This is a genomic window from Polaribacter atrinae (assembly GCF_038023995.1).
Lineage (GTDB): Bacteria > Bacteroidota > Bacteroidia > Flavobacteriales > Flavobacteriaceae > Polaribacter > Polaribacter atrinae.
The window spans coordinates 1,206,901-1,233,899 of the sequence record NZ_CP150660.1; the positions used below are offsets into that span (position 1 = coordinate 1,206,901).

Consider the following 26,999-nt stretch of genomic DNA (forward strand, 5'->3'; position numbering starts at 1 on the left):
GCTTATGAAAGCCATACAATTTACAGGTTATGGAGAGGTTTCGAAAAAAGTAAAAACTTCCGAAATTGTTAAACCAACCATTAGCAAAGATGAAGTATTAATTGAAACGTATGCTGCTAGTGTAAACCCTTTAGATATAAAAGTAGTTGAAGGAAAACTAAAAAGCGTGAGTAATTTTAAGTTACCAACAACTTTAGGTTATGATGTTAGTGGAATTATTATTGAAAAAGGCGAAAATGTTCCTAATTTCAATATTGGAGACGAGGTGTTTTCTAAAGTGAATAGACAAGGAACGTTTACTGAATTTGTCGCTGTGAATCAAAAACTAGTTAGCCTAAAACCCAAAAACACAACTTTTGAAGAAGCTGCTAGCTTACCATTAGTAGGTCTTACAGCAATTCAAGCCTTGAAACGAGGTAAACTAAAATCTGGGGAAAGTATTTTAATTCATGCTGGTTCTGGTGGTGTTGGTTCATTTGCCATTCAATATGCAAAATCAATTGGAGCTTATGTATATACTACTACAAGTTCAGAAAATGTAAGTTGGGTAAAAAAACTTGGAGCTGATGAAGTGATTGATTATAAAACTGTAGATTATACTGCTATTGTACAAGATGCAGATATGGTTTTGGATACACTTGGAAACGAATACACTGAAGAAGCTTTTAGCGTAATAAAAAATGGTGGAAAAGTAATAACCCTTGTTGGTCCTGTAGATAAAGAAACTGCCAACAGAATGAAACTCAATAAAATCACTAAACTATTCTTAGCGTTTAAAAGACGAAAAATAACAAAACAAATAAAGCAAAAATCAGCATTTTATAGTTTAGTATTCATGCGAGCCAATGCAAAACAACTCAATGAAATTTCTGAACTTGTAGAATCTGGAACAGTCAAAACCAAAATAGACAAAGTGTTTCCATTAAAAGACACACTAAACGCCTTGCTTTACGTTAAAAAAGGGCGAACTAAAGGAAAAGTTGTTATCAAAATTAAATAAGTCATGAGTAGAGGATTTGTAAAAGAAGATGACCAAGAGGAAATTCCTATGGTACCACCAAGAGCCGACTTACCAGAAGGTGTAACTAATTATGTAACGCAAGTTGGTATGGATGAACTTTTAATTGAAAAACAAAAATTGATTAATGAAAGAGAGCATCTTGACATTTCAAACGAAAAGGAAAGCCGAATAGCCTCCAATTATATAAACGCTAAATTGCAATTGTTGAAAAACCGAATTGCTACAGCAAAAATAGTAGATCTAAACAATCAACCAAAAAACATAATTCGATTTGGTGCATTAGTAACTCTAAAAATTGAAAATAAAACAGCGCCTGAACACTATCAAATTGTAGGTGTAGATGAAGCTGATATTTCTAAAGGAAAAATCGCATTCATTTCACCAATTGCTAGACTTTTGATAAACAAAAAAGTGGGAGAAAAAGCAGTGTTGAAACTAGCTAAAGAAGACAGGTATTTTAAAATTATTAATATCAAATATTAATTATATAAAAACTAAATTAAATGTACACAAAGCGTAATTATTCTTTAAAGCAGATTCTACTTTGGACACGGAAAGATATTTTTTATTTCGTAATACTTTCAACAGTACCTGTAATACTTTATACCGTTTTTCGTTGGTATTGGTTACATTTACCTTGGCTACCTATTAGTTTAATAGGTACTGCAGTAGCTTTCATTATTGGTTTTAAAAATAATGCTTCTTACGACCGTTTATGGGAAGCACGAAAAGTTTGGGGAGGCATTGTAAATACTTCTCGATCTTTAACTATAATGCTTAACGATTATGTAAATAATGAACATGCAAAAAAAATACTTTCAGATCAAGAATTATTCGAAATTAGAAAGACATTTATATTGCGTCACATAGCTTGGATGAGTTCGTTACGTCACGCTTTACGCACACCAAAGTCTTGGGAAGCAGAACCAAGAAAGAAAACTGGTATAGACTATAGAAAACACTTAGAAATTAGAGAGCAAAAATATTCACTTGAAGAAGAACTAAAAGGCTATTTATCTGAAGAAGAAAAGGACTATGTTTTAAGTAAAAAAAATAAGCAAGCAGCCTGTTTAAATTTACAATCAAAACATTTAAGTGCACTTAAAACTGAAGGCTATGTTTGGGAATTTGCCCATTTAGAGATTGAAAAGATGTTTGTTGAATTATTTACTCTTCAAGGTAAAGTAGAACGTATTAAAAATTTCCCTTATCCTCGTCAGTTTGCCACATTAAATAAGTTTTTTGTTTGGATTTTTGTTATTCTCCTACCATTTGGTATGATGAATGAATTTGATAAAATTGGGATAATCATCGTTGAAAGCATGGAACAATACAAACCTTATCCTAATTCAGGATTCCATTATTTAATAGAATTAATGGGGCATTATTTTGTATGGTTTACTGTGCCTTTTAGCGTCATCATATCATGGGTTTTTAATACTATGGAGCGTGTAGGTGAAGCCTCTGAAAACCCTTTTGAAGGAGAAGGCAATGATGTGCCAATTACAACAATGTCTCGAGACATAGAGATTGATATTCGTCAAATGATTGGTGATCATGAAAATAATATACCTAAACCAGAGCCTGAAAAATTTAATACTCAATTATAATTTTATGTTTCGGCTCAAATTCTAGGAGCTATTTTTGCAAGTGGTTTACTAAAATTTACATTCTCTAAAAACTTAACGTTAGGAACTACAATTCCTTCTGGCTAGTTAGTACAATCGTTCATTTTAGAATTTGTTCTGACTTTCTTTTTAATGCTTACAATTTTAGGAGTAACATCTAAAAAAGAATTTTCATATATAGCAGGTCTTATAATTAGATTAGTTGTTACTGGAATTATTTTATTTTCAGGTCCAATTTCTGGAGGCTCGTTTAATCCTGCGAGAAGTTTGGCACCTGCAATTGTATCTGGAAACTTCATTGCTCTTTGGGTTTATATTACTGCACCAACTTTAGGAGCAATAGTCGCAATGTTAATTTGGAATTCATTTAACAAAACGGAGTAAAGCCAGCAGGTAACAAAGAACTGAGCTAAAAAACAACTCTTTTCTTCATTAAATTTACGCACTATTATTTTAGGCTCATAATGCTATCAATTAGTATTTTGAGCTTTTATTTTTTATGTAATTACTACTTATTTTGATAAAACAGAAACGTACGTTTCGTTATATGGTAAACCTGATTTTGCGATAGCAAAACTCTGTTTTATCAGTTTATTTGAAACCGCTATTAATGCCAATTTCTTACTCTTACCCTTGTTTACAATTCGCTCGTAAATCTCGCGACACCCTTTATTATGCTTGCAAGCTGTAAAAGCACAGAGAAACAAGAGGTTTCGTAACTTCCTATTTCCAACCTTACTTATTCTACTTCTTCCTCGCACACTACTCCCAGATACTCTTATCGTTGGAGTAATTCCTACATAACTACATAATTGTGAAGCCGTTTCAAACTTCTTAAATCCATCAGTAATTACGATTAAAAATAATGCCGTTTTCAATCCTATTCCTGGAATACTTGTTAGCAATGTTAACTGTGCTTGCTGGTCTTGTTTTACTAACGATAATACTTTTGTTTCGATTCCTAAAATCTCTTTATCTAAATGTTTTTTAGTCCGTTTTAATGAACCATAAACCCACTTAGAAGGAATCCCTAAAACTTCTTCTCCGTGAATTTTATTCTTAACCGCTGTACGTTTTTTAATATTACTATCTAATAATCTAAACAACTGTAAACACTCACTCTGAACATTGGTAAGAGCCGTATACAATGGAACTTCATTAATGGTTCCATATTCACAAATAGCCTTCGCATCACTTTTATCCGTCTTTACTTTAGATAATTTCATTTGGATAAATCGCTTGACTGATAAAGGATTTACAACTGATACAAAAATGCTTTGCTTGTATAAAAACTGAGCTAATCTATAATGGTAATAACCTGTTGCTTCCATAATTACTAGTGAGTTTTTAGGTAAACTTTTTAAGAAGGTTTTAAAACCTAATTCATCATTTTTAAATTGATCATGACCACTTGTACTTCCATAAACATCAAAAACGTCTTTACTGATGTCAACTCCAAAAATTTCCTTATATTTATTCATAAGAACTGATTTATGAAAGAATAACCTACTTTTACTCACAACAACTTGAAATCGAGATCTAGGTCTCACAGAACTGAACGTGATTTTTAGTAGAAAAGAGAGAGGATTATCAATGTTGTCGAAGTCTTGGCTTCACCGTATATATTAACCTTAATTCTCTCTTTTATTCTTTCTGATTTATATACTTAAATTTAGTCTTTTATTATAAAATGCTAACTTAAGACGTATATAAAAAATTGCTGCAAAGTGCTTAATTCATTGGCTTTTTTATATATTTATGGTCAGTTTAAATTCGAAAGGTTGGTGATTATTTACACACAACTTTTCATATACAAACACGTTGTAGGTAAGCTGGCGAAAGAAACCTCCATTCAATAACTTAACGCAACAAATCTAAAATTATAGATTTGTAAAATGGAATTAAAAAAACATAGAAGATTAACTTTAAAAGAAAGAGTGATTATTCAGACACTTTTAATAGAAAAAAAGTCAAAATCCTACATCGCTAAAAAACTAAAAAGAGCACCTTCAACAATTACAAGAGAAGTGAATAAATGGGTACAAAAAAAGGAAGATAATTATGATGCTGAACTTGCTAATTGGTGTGTTAAAGAAGATTATTTAAACAAAAGAAACTTAGATAAAATAAGTACATATTCTCTACTTAAATTTTTTGTCTATAGAGGTCTTTTATCAAACTGGACACCTGAACAAATTTCAGGAAGACTCAAAGAGCTGTATCCTAATGACCCAATAATGTCTATTTCACACGAAGCTATTTATAGACACATTTATACTAGACCACAAGCTCGTTTAAACAAAAAGTTAATCAAACTATTAGTACGTAAAAAAACAAGGCGTAGAACACCTAAAAAAAGACGTGGTGGTGGATCTAAAATAATCAATCAAATCAGCATTGACAATAGACCTAAGCATATTGATCTCAGAAATGAAGTTGGACATTGGGAAGGGGATTTAGTCATTGGAAAAAATCATAAAAGTGCTATTGGAACTATAGTAGAACGCAAAACTAGATTTACTTTAATAGTGAAATTAGAGTCTAAAAAAGCAGGTGAAGTAGCAAACAAATTTTCTAAAATATTAAATAAATTAAATCCTATTTATAAAAAATCAATGACATATGATAACGGAATTGAAATGGCAAGACACGAAATAATCACCAAAAATACAGGTATGAAAATATACTTTGCTCATCCATATTCTTCCTGGGAAAGAGGTACAAACGAAAACACTAATGGGCTCATTAGAAGGTATCTTCCTAAAGGAACAAACTTCAATGAAATTGACCTAAATCAACTACAGATTATTCAAGAAAAATTGAACAACAGACCTCGAAAAATTATTGGTTATAAAACTCCTCAAGAAATGATAGATCTTGAACTTAAATTTGTAGCTTAGTAACATCAAAAAACATAAACGCTTTGTTGCATTACAACATTGAATCCAAGTCCGTAATAATTTGAAAATTTATGATTAATGAATTTAGAAAGTCACTATAAAAAACTTTATAATGAATCCATAAATAAAATATCTTCTGACAATTACGAAATTGACGATTTGATAGATTCTAACAAAGACAATAGGTTTGGAATAACACTTTTGATAAGACCTTCAATTGAGATAAAAGAAAAAATTCAAAAATTTATAAAAGAAATTAAGAAAATTGAACCGAATCAATATTTTTACCCAAATTCTGATATTCATATTACTGTTATGTCAATCATTTCTTGTTACGACGGATTTGATATTAAAAAGATTGATTTAGCAAAGTATATTGAATTGACTGAAAAGTGTCTTTTTGAGAAGAAAGATATGAATATCACTTTTAGAGGAATTACTGCCTCAACTTCTGGAATTATGGTTCAAGGATTTATGGATAATAACGAACTAAATGAAATTAGAGACAGGTTGAGAAAAGAATTTAAAAACTCTAATTTGGAGCAAAGTTTAGACAAAAGATATTCAATACAAACAGCTCACTCAACAATTGTTCGATTTAGAAAGGAATTAAGTCAAAAAGGAAAATTATTAGAATTTTTGGATGAAAATATTAATTACGAATTTGGAACTTTTAAAGTAAATGAATTTGAACTTGTTTATAACGATTGGTATCAAAGAGAAAAATACGTGAAAGAAATATATAAATTTGTTACGTAAAATAACGTAGCCTAACAATGTATATAAAAAATAGCGCAAGTAGTTGCTAACATTAAGGCTTGGGCATTTTTGGGAAGTTGCCAAATTTTTAAATTTGACAAATTTCTAAAAATAAAATAATTAGTAAAATTTAAAAATTAGGCTTGTGTTTAATCCAAAAAGTTATCGCTTATTTTCAGCGCCACTAATCATACACAAAACCGTTGTACAACATTGAATCCAAGCATATTTCCATTTAAAAAAACTTGTCTTGAACAACCAACTACAAATTATTACCGAAAAAAACTTACTGAACCATATAGGTCTTGGCAAATCTTATCCTTCTACAAAAACATCAATATTCGTTGTAAAAAAAGGAACGATTACTTTTGTAAAAGCGTTTGAAACGGTTACACTTAAAGAAAATAACATCTATTTTTCTTTTCCAAATGTTTTTTTCGAGTTAATAGCCATAAGTCCAGATATCGAAATCAATATTATTGCGCTCGACGTTGAACTGTTTTCAAAATTGTCCTTTGAGTTTAATAGATTGGATGTCTACCAATTTTTGCTTTCTAACTATTCCAATCAATTTGAAATTCCTGAAACTATTGTTTCAGAATTATGGAAGTTATCCGAAGTATTACAATTAAATCTCATCAAATCAAAAAGTAAGTTTAATACCACTATACTTTTAAATTTATTGTCAGTTGTTGTATATACTGCGCTTGATGCCATTAATACATACCACGATTTTACAACCAAAGGTGTAATGACCCGAAAACAGGAATTGGTTTTCGATTTTTTAAATCTCCTTTCAAAACATTACAAAAAGGAACGTGAAGTTTCGTTTTACGCCCAAAAATTGAAGGTTACCACACGCCATTTATCTGTAACAATAAAAAAAATTACTGGTAAAACTGCCAATCAAGTAATCCACCAATATATCATTGCAGAATCTAAGGTATTATTGGCTTCATCAAATAAAATGATTTCTGAAATTGCTTTTGAACTAAATTTTAATGATCCATATTATTTTAGTAATTTTTTTAAAAAGCATACAGGTTTAAATCCTACTGAATTTAAAGCGAAAAACAAAAAAGATTACATTTACACATCTATTTAAACCTTTTCACCATTTAAAAACACTTTAAATACGTATAAATTTGCATCATATTATAAATATGTGAAAAATGCGTCCTATAAAATATGTACTAAGTTTAGTACTTGTATTGTTCTTTAAGTTTGGCTTTTCTCAAGAAAAGGTTTCAAAAAAATATACAATTGATGAAATTGTACAATTGGCTTTAGACAACAATCAAAAACTAAAAGTTTCAAAACAGTCTGTTGCTATTGCAGCACAACAAAGCGAAGTTTACAAACAATACCAATTACCAGATATTTCGTTTAATGCAAAAGCAATGTATCTTGGTGATGTAGTTTTATTAGATACCGATTTTTCAAAAGTAACAACGGTAGACATGCCACATTTTGGTAATACATTTTCGTTACAAGCCCAACAACTTATATATAAAGGAAATGCTATAAATAATACAGTAAAAATTGGCTCTTTACAAGAGCAATTGGCCAATTTAAATGTAGAAAACGATGTTATTGGTGTTAAATTTTTAGTGATTTCTAACTATTTAAATTTATACAAACTATACAACCAGAAACAAGTATTTGTAGAAAATATAAAACTGGCACAAAAACGTATTGATAATGTCACAAGTTTTTATAAACAAGGTATGGTTACACGTAATGAGATTATACGTGGTGATTTGTTACTAGCATCACTAAATCAGGCTATTGTTACAATAGATAATAACATTGCCATCTTAAACACTCAACTTGCTATTGCATTGGGTTTACCAGAAAATGAGCAAATTATTCCTGATGATGAAATTTTAAAGTTAGATACTGCATTACAAGATTATGGAACTTATAAAGAAGAAGTCATAACAAATCATCCATTAATTAAAACTATTGATTTGCAAAAAGAACTTGCTCAAACAAGTTTAGATATCACAAAATCTGATAAACTGCCTATACTTGCTGGTTTTGCAGCGTATAACATGCAACGTCCTTTAACTAACTCTTTTCCAATTCAAGATTTATATAATAACAATTGGCAAGTTGGTGTTTCTCTAACTTATAATATTGAATCGCTTTACAAAACATCTAAAAAGGAGTCGTTAGATAAACTTAAAATAGAGCAAATTTCAGAAGTAAAAACCCTAACACAACAAAATTTACAAGTAGCAACAAAAGCGGCTTATTTAAAATATAATGAGGCTATTTCACAAAAAGACACCTATTTAGAAAGCAAACGTTTGGCAGAAGAAAATTACCGAATTACCGAAAAAAAATACTTAAACCAATTAGCATTAATTACCGAAATCTTAGACGCTAGTAATTCAAAATTAGAAGCCGAACTTCAATATATAAATTCAGAAATCAGTATTATTTATAGTTACTATAATTTATTGAAAACTACAGGAAACTTATAATCATTATAAAGAAAAACATAAATGTCAGATAATAACACGCAAACAGAAAAAAAAGCCAGCAAAAATAAAACGCTAGTTTTAATAACCAACATACTTGTCTTTATTGCAGCACTTGTTGCTTTATTTTTTGTGGTAAGGCACTACTTTCATATTGGCGATAAAAATTTCACCAACGATGCACAAGTAGAAGCATATATAAACCCAATAGATACACGAGTTTCTGCATATATAAAAGAAATTCGATTTGAAGAAAATCAAAAAGTAAAAAAAGGAGATACTCTTGTTATTTTGGACGATAGTGAAATAAAATCGAAAGTAACTCAAGCAGAAGCCGCTTACTTAAGTGCTTTAGCAGGCGAAAAAACTGCAAAATCTTCAGTAAATACTATTTCTAACAACACATCTATAATAGAAGCCAATATTGCTGGAGCAAAATCGAATTTAGAATTTGCAGAAAAGGATTTAATGCGTTTTAAAAATTTGCTAAAAGATGAAGCTGTAACGCAACAACAATACGATGGTATAAATACTAAATACGAAGCTGCCAAAGCACAATATAATGCTTTGTTAGGGCAACGCAAATCTGTTAATTACTCACTTCGTGAAATGGATGGCAGAATAGAAATGAGTCAAGCAGGAATAAAACAAGCAGAAGCCGCTTTAGAATTAGCAAAACTAAATTTATCATATACTGTAATTACTGCACCTTACGATGGTTTTGTGGGAAGACGTAAAGTAAATGAAGGGCAATTGCTAAATCCTAGTCAGCAAGTAGCAACTATTGTAACAGATGATAAAAAATGGATTGTAGCCAACTATCGTGAAACACAAATGGAAGACATTACTGTTGGCAAAAAACTAACTATTGAAGTAGATGCACTTGGAGGAAAAGAATTTATTGGCGTTGTTACTTCAATTTCGGCAGCAACAGGTTCTAAATTATCTACGATTCCAGTAGATAATTCCACAGGGAATTTTGTAAAAGTACAGCAACGTATTCCTGTTCGTATTGATTTTTCAGAAGAAAATAAAGCAGAAGATTTAAAGTTATTACGTGTAGGAATGAATGTAGAGGTTACTGTAGATTAATTGTATGTACAACAAAGGACTTTTTAAAGATTGGGTACCAAAACCTGTAATGCTATTACTCATTTTAGCATATTTATTTCCTATTTTAATAGTAGGTGGAATTTATACTGCCAATTTTAGGGAAATGATGAGTGATTTGGCAATGTATTCTGAATACTTGTCTTTTGCCAACTACGCATCTTTTATAGGAATGGGAACAGCATTACCACTTTTATTACGCTTTAAAATGCGTTTTAGAAGTAAGGAATTAATGATAACTAGTTTATCCACTATTGCTTTATGTTCAGTAGTAATTGCAACCACAGATAGTCCTTATGTTATTATATTTTCAAATTTTGTTATTGGTTTTTTTAAGATTATTGCCATTATAGAATTTGTACTTCCATTGTTACATATACTTAGTCCAGATGGTGATCGTACAAAATTTTATACTATATTTTATCCATTAAGTATTACAACAGCCCAACTAAGTACTTATCTGTTTGCAAAAATTGCCTACAACTTAGAATGGGAATCTGTCTATTTAGTAATGGCAATCATTATGTTAATACTCGTATTAGTATCTGTAATCTTTATGCACAATTTACGTTTTTCAAGAAAGTTGCCACTATATCAAATCGATTTGTTGAGTATGCTTTTGTTTGTGACTTCATTCTTTTTATTGACCTATGTACTCGTTTTTGCAAAACAACAAGATTGGTTTGCGTCACCTTATATACAAGGATCTAGTGTTGGATTTATTATCACTTTTGCACTTTTACTTTGGAGACAAAAAGGCGTAAAACGTCCCTTTGTACCATTAACCATATTTAAAAAGAAAAACTTTATTCAAGGAGTTACTTTACTAATGGGTTTAGGAATGTTATTAGCATCAGCAACCATTCAAAACACCTTTACCGTTGGGATTTTAGGTTTGAATTCAGTCACCAATAACTTACTAAATTACGCAATGGTTCCAGGTCTTGTTATAGGTGCTATTTATGCTCGGAAATGGTATGCAAAACGCTTACCAACCAAATTTTTAATTATTTCTGGGATGGTATTCTACACCTTACATTTTGTAATGATGTATTTTTTAATCAGTCCAAATGTGGACGTTTATTATTTAATTATTCCTTCAATATTACGAGGAATGGGAATGGTAATACTTTTTATAAGCATTTGGTTTTATACCTTGGATGGTTTTGATATGGCAGAAACATTAGCAGTGGCATCTTTGGCAATTGTAATACGTTCTATGGTAAGTGTTGCTTTTGCAGGAGCCATTTATAGTTGGATTTTTTATAAATTACAACTACAAGGATTAGAAAATATAGCACATCATTTAGATGCTATAAGTTTATCGCCATATAGAGGAGGAGGATTAGCAGTGTATGGACGTTCACGATTACAGGCAGTTTTAACAGCATCAAAAGCATTGTATGGCTATACTATTATTGCAAGTATGTTATTAATAATATACACGTTAATGCTTCGTTTTGAAAAAACACATTATAGACGAATAATATTAATTAGAAAACTTATCAAAGGTGAGTCGATAAAAGGTTACAATCATAGTGCAAGAAAAGCCACTGTCCAGTCTATTTCTGATAGTGCAGGTGCTGTGGCTGTGTAAGAAAAACAGAAAAAACGTTGCACAACAACGTGTATAATTAATTGCTTGGTTTTAGCCAATTTACGAAAGTCCAAACGGACTTTCCTAGTTCATGTTTTATTTATTACTTTAGTGCTTAAATCACGCAACTAACCAAACACAAACACGTTGCCAGTAATATGAAAAAAACACTGCTAATATTAATCTTTCTTTCTTTCATTTCTAATTCTTGTGAAAAAAACAACAGCGTAATAAACGAAAAGAAAAAAATTGAAACACTTGAATTAAATACAAAATCAAGTGAAAATAAAGTCCTGATTGACTCATTTAGAGTTTTAAAGGACTCTGTAATAATCCCTGAATTTGCTATCAAAATTAACTTGAGTGAAAAAGCAAAAGCCAAACTCAAAAAAGACAATGAATCGACTATCGTTCAAGCATACTTCTCGGGAATTCCTAAAGATACTTTGGATTCTGACTATCAAAAATGGGGAGAAACAAATATTGGACAACATCGAATTGAATTGTGGAACTCAAAAATTGCTCATTTTAAAAATGTAAAAATTTCAAAAAAGGCTCTCGAGGATTTATCAGACACGAATTTTGAGGTATTAATAAATGTTTTTTCTGGTCGACATTCAACAACTTCCAACATATTAGATTGTGGAATATTACAGGCAAGTATTGACAAAGTGAAGGGAAAAACACATTTGATAAATGGAAAATTACTCTTTGGAGAATAAAATAATACTGGAAACAATGTATAACCGCAATTACGGCGGATTCAACTACGTCCGAATCCACTCGGAATTGCTAACGCCAGTTCTTAACCGAAAAACATTAACTTTAATCCCGTAACTGACGGTTACACGAAACCGTTATAAAAGATTTGAGACCGAAATCCTCCATTCAATAACTTAACGCAACAAATCTAAAATTATAGATTTGTAAAATGGAATTAAAAAAACATAGAAGATTAACTTTAAAAGAAAGAGTGATTATTCAGACACTTTTAATAGAAAAAAAGTCAAAATCCTACATCGCTAAAAAACTAAAAAGAGCACCTTCAACAATTACAAGAGAAGTGAATAAATGGGTACAAAAAAAGGAAGATAATTATGATGCTGAACTTGCTCATTGGTGTGTTAAAGAAGATTACTTAAACAAAAGAAACTTAGATAAAATAAGTACATATTCTCTACTTAAATTTTTTGTTTATAGAGGTCTTTTATCAAACTGGACACCTGAACAAATTTCAGGAAGACTCAAAGAGCTGTATCCTAATGACCCAATAATGTCTATTTCACACGAAGCTATTTATAGACACATTTATACTAGACCACAAGCTCGTTTAAACAAAAAGTTAATCAAACTATTAGTACGTAAAAAAACAAGGCGTAGAACACCTAAAAAAAGACGTGGTGGTGGATCTAAAATAATCAATCAAATCAGCATTGACAATAGACCTAAGCATATTGATCTCAGAAATGAAGTTGGACATTGGGAAGGGGATTTAGTCATTGGAAAAAATCATAAAAGTGCTATTGGAACTATAGTAGAACGCAAAACTAGATTTACTTTAATAGTGAAATTAGAGTCTAAAAAAGCAGGTGAAGTAGCAAACAAATTTTCTAAAATATTAAATAAATTAAATCCTATTTATAAAAAATCAATGACATATGATAACGGAATTGAAATGGCAAGACACGAAATAATCACCAAAAATACAGGTATGAAAATATACTTTGCTCATCCATATTCTTCCTGGGAAAGAGGTACAAACGAAAACACTAATGGGCTCATTAGAAGGTATCTTCCTAAAGGAACAAACTTCAATGAAATTGACCTAAATCAACTACAGATTATTCAAGAAAAATTGAACAACAGACCTCGAAAAATTATTGGTTATAAAACTCCTCAAGAAATGATAGATCTTGAACTTAAATTTGTAGCTTAGTAACATCAAAAAACATAAACGCTTTGTTGCATTACAACATTGAATCCAAGATAATATGAATTTTCACAAAATAACTTTTTTAGTAATTATTCTTTTTGGATTGTTTTCCTGCCAAAAGTCTGATGAAAGTATACAAGCAACAGATGACAATCAAGACGCAGAATATACACAATACGGAACTCCTTTTACAGGCACTCCATTAAACAATGATATTATATTATACGAAGTTAATTTGAGAGCTTTCAGCTCTTCAGGAAATCTTCAAGGCGTCATTCAAAAAATGGATCATATAGAAAGTTTAGGCACAAATGTGATTTGGTTAATGCCTATTCATCCTGTAGGTCAAATAAATTCTGTTAACTCTCCTTATTCAGTTAAAGATTATAAAGCCATTGGAACAGAATATGGAAATCTTGAAAATTTAAGACAATTAACAGAAGAAGCTCATTCTAGAGGAATTGCAGTTATTATGGATTGGGTTGCAAACCATACTTCGTGGGACAACGAGTGGATTAATAATACAAGCTGGTACACCCAAGATAATAATGGGAATATTATTTCACCAGCCGGAACTAATTGGCAAGATGTTGCGGATTTAAATTTTAATAACAATGATATGCGAGATGCCATGATTGATGCTATGAAATATTGGATTTATGAGGCCAATATTGACGGCTTCAGGTGTGATTTTGCAGATGGTATACCTTTTGATTTTTGGTCAGAAGCAATTTCATCTATTAACACAATATCAAATAAAGATTATATTTTCTTTGCAGAAGGAAATAGAGCAGATCATTTTAATGCTGGTTTTGATTTGAATTTTGGATGGGGTTCCTATGCTGCAATTAAGAATGTATTTAATGGGCAATCGGCAAGTCAAGTTTTTACAGCTAACACTAATGGATATAATGGTACGCCAAACAACAAGCATTGGGTTCGTTTTACAACTAACCATGATGAATCTGCTTGGGATGCAACACCCATTAATTTGTTTAATGGAAATAAAGGTGCGCTTGCGGCTTCAGTTGTTACAGTCTTTACAGGTGGTGTTCCGCTTATTTATGGAGGTCAAGAAGTTGGTGTTTCTGAAAATATACCTTTCTTTTCAAATTCCACTTTTAATTGGAATGCAAATCAAGAATTATTAAACTCGTACCAAGATCTATTTCAATTTTATTCTCAATCTAGTGTTGCTAAAAGAGGACAAAATACTGTTTACTCGAATAGCGAAATAGTATCTTTTAAAAAAGTTTTAGGAAATGAAGAAATAGTTGTGATAGTAAATGTTAGAAATACAGACATAAATTTTAACCTACCAAATGAGTTGGAAAACACCAATTGGGTAGATGCATTATCACAAAATATGGTATCATTAACGAGCCAATTATCTTTAGAACCTTATCAATTCTATATATTAAAACAGTAAAAAAACTGGCTACAACACCGTATATAATTTATTGCTAGTTCTAGCCTACTTACGAAAATCCTCGCGGATTTTCTATTCGGTTTTTATTTGTTAACTTAGTTGCTTAACCACGCAACAAACCATATACAACAACGTTAGCAAACATTGCTCACTCAAACCCTCCATTCAATAACTTAACGCAACAAATCTAAAATTATAGATTTGTAAAATGAAATTAAAAAAACATAGAAGATTAACTTTAAAAGAAAGAGTGATTATTCAGACACTTTTAATAGAAAAAAAGTCAAAATCCTACATCGCTAAAAAACTAAAAAGAGCACCTTCAACAATTACAAGAGAAGTGAATAAATGGGTACAAAAAAAGGAAGATAATTATGATGCTGAACTTGCTCATTGGTGTGTTAAAGAAGATTACTTAAACAAAAGAAACTTAGATAAAATAAGTACATATTCTCTACTTAAATTTTTTGTTTATAGAGGTCTTTTATCAAACTGGACACCGGAACAAATTTCAGGAAGACTCAAAGAGCTGTATCCTAATGACCCAATAATGTCTATTTCACACGAAGCTATTTATAGACACATTTATACTAGACCACAAGCTCGTTTAAACAAAAAGTTAATCAAACTATTAGTACGTAAAAAAACAAGGCGTAGAACACCTAAAAAAAGACGTGGTGGTGGATCTAAAATAATCAATCAAATCAGCATTGACAATAGACCTAAGCATATTGATCTCAGAAATGAAGTTGGACATTGGGAAGGGGATTTAGTCATTGGAAAAAATCATAAAAGTGCTATTGGAACTATAGTAGAACGCAAAACTAGATTTACTTTAATAGTGAAATTAGAGTCTAAAAAAGCAGGTGAAGTAGCAAACAAATTTTCTAAAATATTAAATAAATTAAATCCTATTTATAAAAAATCAATGACATATGATAACGGAATTGAAATGGCAAGACACGAAATAATCACCAAAAATACAGGTATGAAAATATACTTTGCTCATCCATATTCTTCCTGGGAAAGAGGTAAAAACGAAAACACTAATGGGCTCATTAGAAGGTATCTTCCTAAAGGAACAAACTTCAATGAAATTGACCTAAATCAACTACAGATTATTCAAGAAAAATTGAACAACAGACCTCGAAAAATTATTGGTTATAAAACTCCTCAAGAAATGATAGATCTTGAACTTAAATTTGTAGCTTAGTAACATCAAAAAACATAAACGCTTTGTTGCATTACAACATTGAATCCAAGAATGAAAGTCAATGAAAAAAAACTTGATTGAATGATTATATACAAATCGAAAGATTAAATTTGTCGAATTAAAAAAAATATAGACACTTTATGAGGCAATTCATTCAAAATAAATATTTTCTACTCATCTTTATTGCTATAATCTGGGGTTCTTCTTTTATACTCATAAAAAAATTACTACCAGTATTTGACCCATATCAAATCGGAGCTTTTAGGGCAGGATTGTCAGGCTTGCTTTTGTCATTTATTGGATTCCCAGCTTTGAAAAGAATGTCAAAAAAGGACGTTTTTTGGATTGCTCTATCAGGGTTATTTGGTAACTTTTTAGTGGTCTTTATTTTTCCTATTGCACAACAAGGCGTAAGTAGCTCATTGGCAGGCATCATAAATGCATTAGACCCAATATTCACACTCGTTTTAGGAGCAATTCTGTTTGGAATCAGAAATAAAGTTATTCAATATGCTGGAGCAATAATTGGATTTATAGGTGCTATCATTTTAGTTTACTCTTCCAATTCAGGAAATGGCGAAAATCATCTTTATTATACGGTTTTATTAGTTATAGGTTCGTTACTTTATGCAGTTGCTGCACTCATTATTGAAAAAAAATTACATCACATAAAATCGACAGATATATCAACAGGTATTTACACTATTTGGATGGTGCCGTCTCTTTTAATTTTAAGTTTTTCAGGTTTTTTTACAGACATTGATTACAGCCAAAATGAAACTTTAACGGCTCTAGGCTATTTAGTCTTTCTAACCGTCATTAGCACTACTTTGGTAATGTTTTTGTTTTTCAAGCTTGTTCAAGATACCTCTGCAGTTTTTGTAAGTACTATTTCACTTTTATTACCAGTCGTTGCGGTAATTTGGGGCGTTTTGGACAAAGAGAAATTTACAGTTTGGTATGCAATCGGTGGATTATTAATTTTGATTAGTGTATATCTCATTAGAGAAAAGAAAAATAAATCATTGGAAAAAGAATAAAAACTGCGCCCAACAACGTATATAGCTCATAGCTAATTAGTTGCATAACAGCAATTACGGCGGATTCGACTACCTCCAAATCCACTCGGAATTGCTAACGCCAGTTCTTAACCGAAAATAATTATTTTTAAACCTTAACTGACGATTATAGGAGAACGTTACATGTAACCTGAAAAACAGCCTTTAAAAATTTAAATCTGTAATTTGTTTCAACCTTTCCTTTTTTTGTTTCACTCTAAACCTTAACTACATATGTAAATTTGCATTAGAAACTATTTAATAATCTAAAAGCAGAATAAAATGAATTTAAAAAACAATATTTCAGGAAAAGTAGTTGTGATAACTGGAGCAAGTAGTGGATTAGGTGAAATTACAGCTCGTCATTTAGCTTCATTAGGAGCCAATGTTGTTTTAGGTGCACGTCGTGAAAATCGTTTACAAGATATTTCTAATGAAATCAATCAAAAAGGTAACGGAAAGGCAATTTTTGTAAAAACAGATGTAACCAAAAAAGAAGAGGTACAATCATTAGTTGATAAAGCTGTGACTGAATTTGGTAAAGTAGATGTAATGCTAAACAATGCTGGATTAATGTCTATAGCACCAATGAGTGAGACCAAGGTAGATGAATGGGACAGAATGATAGACATTAATGTAAAAGGTGTCTTATACGGAATTGCTGCCGCATTACCAGTATTTCAAAAGCAAGAAAATGGTCATTTCATTAATTTATCATCAGTTGCAGGTGTAAAAGTATTTAGTCCAGGTGGAACAGTTTATAGTGGAACTAAATATGCAGTTAGAGCAATTTCAGAAGGGTTAAGACACGAAGTGGGTGGAAAAATTAGAACTACAACCATAGAACCAGGTGCTATTGATTCTGAATTGAAACACGGAAGTTCTCATAAAGAAAGTTCAGATTTTGTACGTGAATTCTATAAAAGTGCAATTCCTTCAGATTCTATAGCTAGAACTATAGCTTTTGCAATTGAACAACCTGCAGATGTTGACATTAACGAAATTGTAATTCGTCCAACAATACAAGATTTTTAATTTACATTGTACCTTTGTAGTTATAAGGTGGCTGTAAAGTACTTCCATACTTTACAGTCTTTTTTATTCAAATAAAATAATGCAACATTTCAATTCCATAAAAAAATACAATCAATACATTGGTTATAAGTCACCAAAAAAAGATTTGATTGATATTGTAAATTATAATGATTACGACAAACTACGCTTAAACTGTGATGGCTTGACATCAGACTTTTATATGATGGCTTTTAAGCAGAATATGACCGATTTACAATGGTTTGGAAACACAAAATTTGATACATCATCGTCATTTTTATACTTTATCCAGCCAAAACAGGTTTATAAATGGAGCGTTGAAAAACAATGGAAGGGATATCATATTTTAGTGTCACCAGTTTTGTTGCAAGAATACAATATCGATTTTAGTTTTTTTCAATACGAAATTAATGAAGCTTTATTTTTAACAGAAGCCGAACAGCATCATATCGGAACCTTATTCCTGCAAATCAACGAAGAATACCAAAAAGATAATTATGAATTAGACTTACTTATAGCCTATTGCAACTTAATTTTTACATATATTGGCAAATGCTATAAAAGGCAATTTAATACACGTCAACCCTTGTACAATAAAATAGTTGTAGAATTTAAAAAATTACTTAATACCTACTACAAATCAAATATAAATGAATTGCCAAATGTGAATTTTTTTGCAGAAAAACTCGATCTATCTACTAACTACTTTGGCGACTTGATTAAACATCATACAAACAAAACAGCTTCTGAAATTATTCAAGAAAAAATAATCTCGGAAGCAAAAAACAGATTGCAAAACACCAACAAAACAATTGCCGAAATTGGCTACGAATTAGGATTTGAATACCCTACCTATTTTAGCCGAATGTTTAAAAAACATATAGGGCAAACACCATCGCAATACAGAAAATAATAAAGCCTACAGGTTAATGTGTATAATTAATGGCTAGTTATCGCCTACTTACGTAAATCCTCGCAAATTTGCTATTCGGTTTTTATTTGCTAAGTTAGGTGCTGAAATCACGCCACTAATCATAGCCTAGAACGTTAGCCGTCATCATAGTAAACATTAACAAAAAAATAAACAATGAAAGTAATTGGATTTAAAACATCGTTGCCCATCAGCAACCCAAAAAGTTTTATCGAAGTTGAAACAGAAAAGCACCTACCAACAAACAGGGATTTGTTAGTACGGGTTGAAGCTATTTCCGTAAACCCCGTGGACTATAAAATCCGCCAAGGTAGCCTCAAAGATAAGGTACAGGATATTCCAAAAATAATAGGCTGGGATGCTGTGGGTGTTGTTGAAATGGTTGGTGACAACGTATCCCTGTTTAAAAAAGGGGATAAGGTATGGTATGCTGGCGACATCACAAGAAGTGGTTCAAACCAAGAATATCAATTGGTTGACGAACGCATTGTCGGATTTGCCCCAACAATTAGCAACGAAGATTCAGCAGCATTGCCTTTAACCTCACTTACAGCTTATGAGTTGTTTATTGATAGAATGAGATTAAGTAAGGAAAGAGATGAGAATAAATCCATACTTATTGTTGGTGGAGCAGGCGGTGTGGGTTCTATTGCAATACAACTTGCTAAGAAAATTTTGGGATTAACAGTAATAGCAACTGCTTCAAGAAAAGAATCGATAAATTGGTGCAAAAAAATGGGTGCAGACTATGTTGTTAATCATAAAAACCTCGTAGAAAATGTTAATAATTTGGGCTTTGAAACAGTAGATATCATTGTTGATTTTGTTGATTTAAATCAATATTGGGAAGCGTTTGCTAAACTCATCAAACCGCAAGGTCAAATAGGCTCTATTAGTGATCCAACACAGCCCATAAATCTTAGATTGTTAAAAAGCAAAAGTGTTAGTTTCTATTGGGAACTAATGTTTACTCGTTCTATGTTTCAGACAAAAGATATGATTGCCCAACATCATATCCTAAATAAAGTTGCAGATTGGTTCAACAAAGGAATGCTTCAATCAACTGTTGGAAGAGTTTTAACCGGGTTTACGGTATCCAATTTAAGAGAAGCACACGAACAATTAGAATCGAGAACTACAATCGGGAAAATAGTAATCAAATTTTAACATCGATTGTGTTGAAAACAAAGTAGTACCTGAAATAAAAGACGAACGGCTAACAAGGTATTACCAAAAGCGGTGCTGAACGGCTTCGATTGAACTTTTGTGCTAAAAATCCCCGCCTTCGGCAATACCCGAAACGTTATGAACAATTAATTTGACTCTAGTTTAGCAAAACCAACTGTCTTACGATAAATATCAGGTGATACTCCTACCTTCTTTTTAAAAAAACGACTGAAATAGAATTCATCGTCATAACCTAAAAAAGCAGCAACTTGTTTCACTGGTTTAGAAGTTAGATAAAGTTCTCGTTTCGCCTCAATAATGATCCTATTTGAAATTAAGGATGAAGTCGTTTGATTGAGATATTTCTTGACGATACCGGCTAAAGTTTTAGGACTTACACATAGTTCATCTGCGTATTCTTGGGGAGAATGGAATTTGCAATAATTACTCTCAATTGCATCGACTAAATTTTGTAAAATTTCTGTTTTTGAATCTGACAATCTGGGAGTTAATTGTTGATCGAATTGTTTCTTATGTCTGACCGCTTCTATTAAAAACACTTTTAAAAATGCCACAAGAACTTCATGCTGAGCGATTGAGTCTTTGTCCATCTCTTTCGAAATTTGATCAATCAAATTAAGAAATAGGCTTTGCTCGTTTACAGTAAAATAGGGTAAACCATGGAAATTATTAAAAAGGAATCCCTCGGTCTCTATTTCGTTTTGATGTCTATATGTACAAAAAAAATCGGGATGAAAATTCAATAAATAACCCTGACACTTTTCTTCAGAACGTATCATGAAAGGTTGATACGGAGCCAAACAAATCATTTGATTTCCTTGCAATTCAAAACTTTGAAAATCAACGCTTAGTTCATAGCTAATTCCAAATAACAATACGATAGAATAATAATTTCTTCTTTGTAAATGATCAAACTGGCTTAGGTCGTTGAATTCTTCTAATCTAAACGCAAGTTCCCCGTTTTGTTTGTCTATAATTATTTGGGCCATACTAAATTTATTTTTTAGCTCATTCAAATTTAATAAGAAAGGAGTGCCAAAAGCACTCCTTTCTTAAATCAAATATTTATTTTGAAGCTAGAATGTTAATTTTTTGAATTGCTGAAGCATCAAAGCCTTCCAAAATTACAGGCGCATTCTCCATCAACGCTGCTGCTACTTTCCCTGATAAATGAGCATCTCTGCCAGCGTCATCTGCAAACGTATCGAAAATGGCATAGGTTTCTTCATTGATTTTAATAGCATACCAAGATAAAGTTGCAGGCTCAGAACTTACCAATGACTTGCCCGCTTGTAAGAAATCCTCCACTGCAGATGTCTTTCCTTCTTTGGCTTTCATAATCACCAACAATCCCTTATTCTGATTACCCACTTTATGATTACTTGCCTGAACATCAACAGTCTTAATGTCTCTGCTAGAATCAAAACCTTCTAAAAGATCTCCAGCATTGGCCAATAAGGCTTTTGCCACTTCTCCTTTTAAGTGTGCCTGTCTGCCTTCTTCAGTTTCAAATGTGTCATAAATTCCGAAAGTTTGTTCATCTATTTGAAATGCAAACCAAGATTCAGTTTTTGGTTCTGCATTTACCAATGATAAACCACCTAGAAGAAACTCTTTTACTTCTTGCTCCTTACCTTCTTTCGCTTTCATGATTACTAATAATCCGATTTTTTCATTTTTTGTGTTGTCCATAATATTACTTTTTTTAGATTGAGGAAATGTTTGAATTGTTATCCCTAGAATTAGAACTAGGCTACTTAATTTGATTAAACTTTTAAATTTCATTTTGACTTATTTTTGTTACACTACAAATGTAGAACTAAATAAGGGGTCTTGGAATGGAGATAAGAAACTTAAGCATGGACAATTTTCCAGTGACAATGAAGAATGTAATAAAGCCCATAACACTGTTTATAAAATCATAGCTCACATTCGGGCGCTACGCTTCATAGACTAAACGCTGTACGCAAGCCTATATATTTTTATTCTTTCGTAACATACTCAGATATATCCTTGGTTAAGATAAACTTGAAATTGGCAAACGTGTAAAACAGCATACCTATTGTAATTCCAACAAGCGCATATTCTATTTTTGGCAAAAAGGTAGATGCTATGGTTATAAAAATACATACCAGTGTATTAATTGTCATCCTTTTACGGAACGGAGGAATAAAAACAATATAAACGGTTTGTTTTCCGATGTAAAAAAAGCTCATTCCAGTAATCGCCAGAATTCTAAACTCATTCATATTTAGATCATTTAAAATAGCATGTCGAATCACATTAGCCATGATTACAAAACCCATAGCTAAAAACAAGTGGGAATACAACATAGGAAACCCGTTGGTCATAGATTTAATCCGCTCATTGACAGGAAAACTATCGTAATATATCCACCAAATAAGGCCAATCATAATAAAACCCGTAACTGCTGCCACAATACTTAAAATGTCCCAATTGACACTTCTTAAAGTACCTGTAAGACTTATAATAGATTCTCCCAGAAGTATTATTGAAGACAATCCTATTCGTTCTACCAGATGTTCGCGATGGACCGGTTTTGGTTTCTCCAAATTCCGTGTACTTACAAGATAAATACCGAGCATTTCAATTAGAATTCCGGAAACCAAAATAATTTCCCTTAAGGGGGTTTCCATGAAAATGGAAAAAGCTGAAATTCCCGTGCCGAAAAGAATTACATAACCACTTTTCCTAGCATAACTTACAGAGTGCTGGTCTTGATTAGATGCTCTAAAAAATAAAAACACCAATATTAACTTTATAACCGCATAAAAACCGACAAAGGCAGGATAATTCTGAAAGAGATCATCTCCAAAAAATGCAGCCATGACTATCATCAAGAACATAATGGTAAGACTAAAGATTCTTTCAATCCTATTATCATGATTGAATCGATTGGAAAATAAGGTATGTACAGTCCAGATCCACCAGATTATAATAAATTGTAAAGGGAATAGCCAAATCTGTTCAGAAGTTAAATGATTATTATGAGTATGCGCCAGATTATGAGTCACTACTCCAATGCTGGATACAAAAACTAGGTCGAAGAATAGTTCGAGCCAGGTAGCATGTCGGTGTTTTAGAAAATATTCCAAATATTAAATTTTTAGGATTTACTTTTAAAGAAATTGTAAACGACTTTTTCTTCAGCAACCAATTGACCTTCCTGGAAAGCCTACATAGTTGTTATCATTAATCTATTGCCCAAATGTACTAAATTATCTTAAAATAATTAAATGCCTTTGCACCCTGTAAATAATCAATTCTAAGATTAATACTTACTAATTTATCTTCTTCAGAAATAAAATTGGCAATTCCAACCATTCCACCTACTAAATCCATTATTAGATCAATAACGCCACCGTGTCACCTGCTTCTTTGAATGTCTCCTACCAATTCTGCCCTGTAAGGTAATAAAACCCGTACTGGCTGAACCAAAAAACCAAAGTTGTACAAATGAAAGCGCTAATATATTAACGGAAAAATGTTTAGCAGATTCTAAAGAAATGGCAGTAAAATATCCTGATTTGACTAAAGGGTATCATAAATGTTTAACTGCAAAGATTCAAGCGGAATTCACTCTAGCGGAATATATCGAGATTATTAAAATTGGAATTGAAGAACAAAAGCAAAAGTTATTACCAGTATTTCCAAGCTGCTTGTCGGATTACCAAAATAATGTGAAAAAGCATAATTAAAACATTAATATTAATAAGCCTGCACACAACAACGGTTCATCGCCAATAAGCGGCTTCGTTAGTAAGAAAATAATTAACTTTACCAACAAACCAATACTAAGCCGACAAATTCGCGTCTCTTACTCCGCCAAATGGCGATAAACGAGACCGTTGCGAGTAATTTAAATGAACATCGAAAATTCAATAATATTAGAAATTTTTAAGGGCATTTCTTTTTCAAAAAAAGAAATGAATATTATTGAAAGTAAACTTAAAAAACTCAAGTTAAAAAAAGGGACTACAATATTAAAAGCAGATGATAAAGTGAACAGTCAATATTATGTTTACAACGGATGTTTAAGAACTTACTTTATTGACAAATCTGGTAAAGAACATACTTTGCAATTCGCCATTAATGATTGGTGGATAAGCGATTATACGGCTTTCTTCACAGCATCCAAAGCGATTATGTATATTGAAACTATTCAGGAAGCAACTTTGTATGAAATTTCCAAAAAAAGTATGGAAGATTTATTTGTAGAGATTCCACAATTAGAAACTTTTTTCAGAAAAAAAATGGAAAGAGCTTTTGCTAGCTTTCAAAAAAGAATATTAGCAAATTTAGCCCAATCAGCTAAAGAAAGATACGTTTCTTTTATTAGCACTTACCCAAAAATTGAACAGACTGTAAAAAATTACCATATAGCTTCTTATCTAGGAATTACTACCGAAAGCTTAAGTAGAATTAGAAAAGAAATATCTCATAATTGATTTTATTACCATACATCAATTTTTAGTACTTAATTTGAAAGTAATTTTGTCTCTAATCAAAAGAATAACAACAATTATAATCGATTTAGCTTTATTATCCTCTTGTGGTAAAAACACAAAAGAAAATAATTCTAATGAAAAAAAATTAAGTATTAACACAAAAAAAAGCAAAACAATGAAAAAAGTATTATTTGTATTAACTAATCACGAAGATTTAGGAGATACTGGATTGAAAACTGGTTTTTGGATTGAAGAATTTGCAGCACCTTATTACTTATTAAAAGATAAAGGAATTGAAATTACTATGGCATCTCCAAAAGGTGGACAACCTCCAATTGACCCAAAAAGTAATGAACCAGATTTCCAAACTCCAGCAACCATAAGATTTAATGATGATAAAGAAACTAAAGAGATCTTATCTAAAACAATAAAATTGGAAACTGTAAATCAAGCAGATTATGACGCAGTATTTTATCCTGGTGGACACGGTGTTGTATGGGATTTAGCTGAAGATGAAAACTCAATTGCCTTAATAGAAGATTTTTATAACAACAATAAACCTGTTGCTGCTGTTTGTCACGCTCCTGCAATTTTTAAAAACACAAAAAATACGGATGGGACATCTTTGGTTAATGGGAAAAAAGTAACTGGATTTACAAACGGAGAAGAAGAAGCTGTTCAACTAACTTCTGTTGTTCCATTTTTGGTTGAAGAAATGTTAAAGAGTAATGGTGGAATTTACACTAAAAAAGCAGACTGGAGTCCTTATGCGGTCGAAGATGGTTTGTTAATAACCGGACAAAATCCTGCATCTTCAGAACCAGTTGCCGAACTATTACTAGAAAAGTTAAAGTAAAAACTACTCACAATAACGTGTATAAGTAATAGCGACTTGGTTTTTTAATTCAAGTCGCTATTCTTTTTTATTTTGTAAATTACTTTCCGAAAGTGATCGCAAAAATTTCGCTAATACTCATACACAAATACGTTGCCAAAAACACTTCAGTGAGCTTGGAAAATTTAATGTAAAGAAAAGTCAAATAACTTATCATTTAAAATTATTATGTAAAGAAAAGTCCATTTTCTTATCATTATAAATTACCTTTGTAAAGAAAAATAGAATTTCTTATCATTATGAATGACTTTAAACTTGAAAAACTTCCTTTAAAAAAAGACATTGAAACAAAAAATGTTCTTAAAAAATTAAATGAAGCTCATAGAGCATTAGCTGAATTAAAAGGTTTAGTATCTAGTATTCCAAATGAAAATATCCTAATTAATACATTAGGTTTACAAGAAGCAAAAGATAGTTCTGAAATTGAAAATATCATCACAACACACGATGATCTTTATAAAGCTGAACTAAATTTAGATGGAGTAAAATCGTTAGATGCTAAAGAAGTTCAAAATTATATTTCTGCATTAAAAATTGGGTATTCATTAATTTCAAAAAGAAATATTTTAACAAATAATGACATTATCCAAATACAATCTGAATTAGAAAAAAACAATGCTGGTTTTAGAAAAGTACCTGGAACTGCATTAAAAAATGCTAAAACTGGAGAAACAATTTATACTCCGCCACAAGACCTTGAAACTATAAAAAATTTAATGTCTAATTTAGAACAATTTATTAATGACGATACTTTATCTGACTTTGACCCAATAGTAAAAATGGCTATTATACATTATCAATTTGAAAGTATCCACCCTTTTTATGACGGTAATGGTAGAACAGGAAGAATTATTAATGTGCTTTATTTAGTAATGAAAGATTTACTTGATTTACCTATTTTATATTTGAGTAGGTTCATTATTGAAAATAAAGCTAAATATTATGAATTATTACAAGAAGTTAGAATAACTGACAATTGGGAAAATTGGTTAATCTATATTATCAAAGCAGTCGAGCAAACCTCTAAACAAACTATAATTCTAATAAAAGATATTCAGAAATTAATGCTTGAATATAAACACATAATTAGAGATAATTATAAATTTTATAGTCAAGATTTATTGAATAATTTATTTCAACATCCATACACAAAAATTGAGTTTATAGAAAGAGATTTAGGAGTATCAAGAATTACAGCTGCTAATTATTTAAATAGACTTGCGAAAGACGGAATTCTAACAAAACAGAAACTTGGAACAGGAAATTACTATGTCAATGAAAAATTATATACGATTTTAACAAAAAAAGTACTTTAGCCAACAACGTGTA

The 26,999-nt window shown here is 31.1% G+C and carries 27 protein-coding genes; 22 read left to right on the forward strand and 5 right to left on the reverse strand.

Annotated elements, in window-relative coordinates:
* The first annotated feature begins 4 nt into the window (after positions 1–4).
* The 4 genes from WG945_RS05280 (at position 5) to WG945_RS05295 (ending at position 3,033) form a co-directional block, all read left to right on the forward strand.
* Positions 5–1,000, forward strand: coding sequence for an NADP-dependent oxidoreductase (locus tag WG945_RS05280; RefSeq protein WP_068450416.1), 996 nt, complete (start codon positions 5–7; stop codon positions 998–1,000).
* 3 nt (positions 1,001–1,003) lie between these two features.
* Positions 1,004–1,504 carry a GreA/GreB family elongation factor gene (locus WG945_RS05285; protein ID WP_068450414.1) on the forward strand — a complete coding sequence of 167 codons (501 nt, stop codon included), beginning with the start codon at positions 1,004–1,006 and terminating at the stop codon, positions 1,502–1,504.
* Positions 1,505–1,524: 20 nt separating this feature from the next.
* Positions 1,525–2,631 carry a bestrophin family protein gene (locus WG945_RS05290; RefSeq protein ID WP_068450413.1) on the forward strand — a complete coding sequence of 369 codons (1,107 nt, stop codon included), beginning with the start codon at positions 1,525–1,527 and terminating at the stop codon, positions 2,629–2,631.
* A gap of 120 nt (positions 2,632–2,751) precedes the next feature.
* A complete protein-coding gene (locus tag WG945_RS05295) occupies positions 2,752–3,033 on the forward strand; it encodes an aquaporin (protein ID WP_262501961.1) in 282 nt (93 codons plus the stop codon).
* 128 nt (positions 3,034–3,161) lie between these two features.
* Here the strand turns inward: WG945_RS05295 and WG945_RS05300 are convergent, their stop codons facing one another.
* A complete protein-coding gene (locus tag WG945_RS05300) occupies positions 3,162–4,130 on the reverse strand; it encodes an IS110 family transposase (RefSeq protein WP_340866998.1) in 969 nt (322 codons plus the stop codon).
* A 414-nt stretch (positions 4,131–4,544) separates the two neighbouring features.
* On the opposite strand from WG945_RS05300, the gene WG945_RS05305 reads away from it, so the two are divergent.
* The 14 genes from WG945_RS05305 to WG945_RS05370 all read left to right on the forward strand — a co-directional run bounded on the left by WG945_RS05305 (position 4,545) and on the right by WG945_RS05370 (position 20,285).
* Positions 4,545–5,549, forward strand: coding sequence for an IS30 family transposase (locus tag WG945_RS05305; RefSeq protein ID WP_340866999.1), 1,005 nt, complete (start codon positions 4,545–4,547; stop codon positions 5,547–5,549).
* 78 nt (positions 5,550–5,627) lie between these two features.
* On the forward strand, positions 5,628–6,308 hold the full coding sequence (locus tag WG945_RS05310; RefSeq protein ID WP_068452159.1) for a 2'-5' RNA ligase family protein: 681 nt from the start codon (positions 5,628–5,630) through the stop codon (positions 6,306–6,308).
* A 250-nt stretch (positions 6,309–6,558) separates the two neighbouring features.
* Positions 6,559–7,413 (forward strand): helix-turn-helix domain-containing protein, encoded by an 855-nt coding sequence (locus WG945_RS05315; protein WP_068452162.1) that lies wholly within the window; start codon positions 6,559–6,561, stop codon positions 7,411–7,413.
* A gap of 67 nt (positions 7,414–7,480) precedes the next feature.
* A complete protein-coding gene (locus WG945_RS05320) occupies positions 7,481–8,797 on the forward strand; it encodes a TolC family protein (protein ID WP_068452165.1) in 1,317 nt (438 codons plus the stop codon).
* A 21-nt stretch (positions 8,798–8,818) separates the two neighbouring features.
* Positions 8,819–9,886, forward strand: a complete 1,068-nt coding sequence (locus WG945_RS05325) for an HlyD family secretion protein (RefSeq protein WP_068452168.1) — start codon at positions 8,819–8,821, stop codon at positions 9,884–9,886.
* Between the two features lie 4 nt (positions 9,887–9,890).
* Positions 9,891–11,501, forward strand: coding sequence for an MFS transporter (locus WG945_RS05330; protein WP_068452171.1), 1,611 nt, complete (start codon positions 9,891–9,893; stop codon positions 11,499–11,501).
* Positions 11,502–11,659: 158 nt separating this feature from the next.
* Positions 11,660–12,223 carry a hypothetical protein gene (locus WG945_RS05335; RefSeq protein ID WP_068452174.1) on the forward strand — a complete coding sequence of 188 codons (564 nt, stop codon included), beginning with the start codon at positions 11,660–11,662 and terminating at the stop codon, positions 12,221–12,223.
* A 209-nt stretch (positions 12,224–12,432) separates the two neighbouring features.
* Complete coding sequence (locus WG945_RS05340; protein WP_340867001.1) at positions 12,433–13,437, forward strand: IS30 family transposase; 1,005 nt, start codon at positions 12,433–12,435, stop codon at positions 13,435–13,437.
* A 55-nt stretch (positions 13,438–13,492) separates the two neighbouring features.
* Positions 13,493–14,863, forward strand: a complete 1,371-nt coding sequence (locus WG945_RS05345) for an alpha-amylase family glycosyl hydrolase (RefSeq protein ID WP_068448999.1) — start codon at positions 13,493–13,495, stop codon at positions 14,861–14,863.
* 208 nt (positions 14,864–15,071) lie between these two features.
* Positions 15,072–16,076, forward strand: a complete 1,005-nt coding sequence (locus tag WG945_RS05350; RefSeq protein WP_340867003.1) for an IS30 family transposase — start codon at positions 15,072–15,074, stop codon at positions 16,074–16,076.
* A gap of 140 nt (positions 16,077–16,216) precedes the next feature.
* Positions 16,217–17,116 (forward strand): DMT family transporter, encoded by a 900-nt coding sequence (locus tag WG945_RS05355; RefSeq protein WP_068452145.1) that lies wholly within the window; start codon positions 16,217–16,219, stop codon positions 17,114–17,116.
* A gap of 300 nt (positions 17,117–17,416) precedes the next feature.
* Positions 17,417–18,169, forward strand: coding sequence for an SDR family oxidoreductase (locus WG945_RS05360; protein ID WP_068452142.1), 753 nt, complete (start codon positions 17,417–17,419; stop codon positions 18,167–18,169).
* A 79-nt stretch (positions 18,170–18,248) separates the two neighbouring features.
* Complete coding sequence (locus WG945_RS05365) at positions 18,249–19,100, forward strand: helix-turn-helix domain-containing protein (RefSeq protein ID WP_068452139.1); 852 nt, start codon at positions 18,249–18,251, stop codon at positions 19,098–19,100.
* 174 nt (positions 19,101–19,274) lie between these two features.
* Positions 19,275–20,285, forward strand: coding sequence for a zinc-binding alcohol dehydrogenase family protein (locus WG945_RS05370; RefSeq protein ID WP_068452136.1), 1,011 nt, complete (start codon positions 19,275–19,277; stop codon positions 20,283–20,285).
* 146 nt (positions 20,286–20,431) lie between these two features.
* On the opposite strand, the gene WG945_RS05375 is transcribed toward WG945_RS05370, so the two are convergent.
* The 4 genes from WG945_RS05375 to WG945_RS05390 form a co-directional block, all read right to left on the reverse strand.
* Positions 20,432–21,322 (reverse strand): helix-turn-helix domain-containing protein, encoded by an 891-nt coding sequence (locus WG945_RS05375; RefSeq protein WP_340867004.1) that lies wholly within the window; start codon positions 21,320–21,322, stop codon positions 20,432–20,434.
* 49 nt (positions 21,323–21,371) lie between these two features.
* A complete protein-coding gene (locus WG945_RS05380) occupies positions 21,372–22,091 on the reverse strand; it encodes a putative quinol monooxygenase (protein WP_082864309.1) in 720 nt (239 codons plus the stop codon).
* Between the two features lie 197 nt (positions 22,092–22,288).
* The gene (locus tag WG945_RS05385; RefSeq protein ID WP_068452130.1) at positions 22,289–23,422 is read right to left on the reverse strand and encodes a low temperature requirement protein A; all 1,134 of its coding nucleotides are present in this window, start codon (positions 23,420–23,422) and stop codon (positions 22,289–22,291) included.
* Between the two features lie 118 nt (positions 23,423–23,540).
* Complete coding sequence (locus WG945_RS05390; RefSeq protein WP_262501971.1) at positions 23,541–23,669, reverse strand: hypothetical protein; 129 nt, start codon at positions 23,667–23,669, stop codon at positions 23,541–23,543.
* A gap of 164 nt (positions 23,670–23,833) precedes the next feature.
* On the opposite strand from WG945_RS05390, the gene WG945_RS05395 reads away from it, so the two are divergent.
* From WG945_RS05395 to WG945_RS05410, 4 genes are all read left to right on the forward strand, one after another.
* Entirely contained in the window at positions 23,834–24,025 is a 192-nt protein-coding gene (locus tag WG945_RS05395) for a hypothetical protein (RefSeq protein WP_068452127.1), read from the forward strand.
* A 228-nt stretch (positions 24,026–24,253) separates the two neighbouring features.
* The gene (locus WG945_RS05400) at positions 24,254–24,775 is read left to right on the forward strand and encodes a Crp/Fnr family transcriptional regulator (protein ID WP_340867006.1); all 522 of its coding nucleotides are present in this window, start codon (positions 24,254–24,256) and stop codon (positions 24,773–24,775) included.
* A 175-nt stretch (positions 24,776–24,950) separates the two neighbouring features.
* On the forward strand, positions 24,951–25,631 hold the full coding sequence (locus tag WG945_RS05405) for a type 1 glutamine amidotransferase domain-containing protein (protein WP_231874700.1): 681 nt from the start codon (positions 24,951–24,953) through the stop codon (positions 25,629–25,631).
* Between the two features lie 278 nt (positions 25,632–25,909).
* Complete coding sequence (locus WG945_RS05410; RefSeq protein WP_068452122.1) at positions 25,910–26,986, forward strand: Fic family protein; 1,077 nt, start codon at positions 25,910–25,912, stop codon at positions 26,984–26,986.
* Positions 26,987–26,999: the final 13 nt, after the last annotated feature.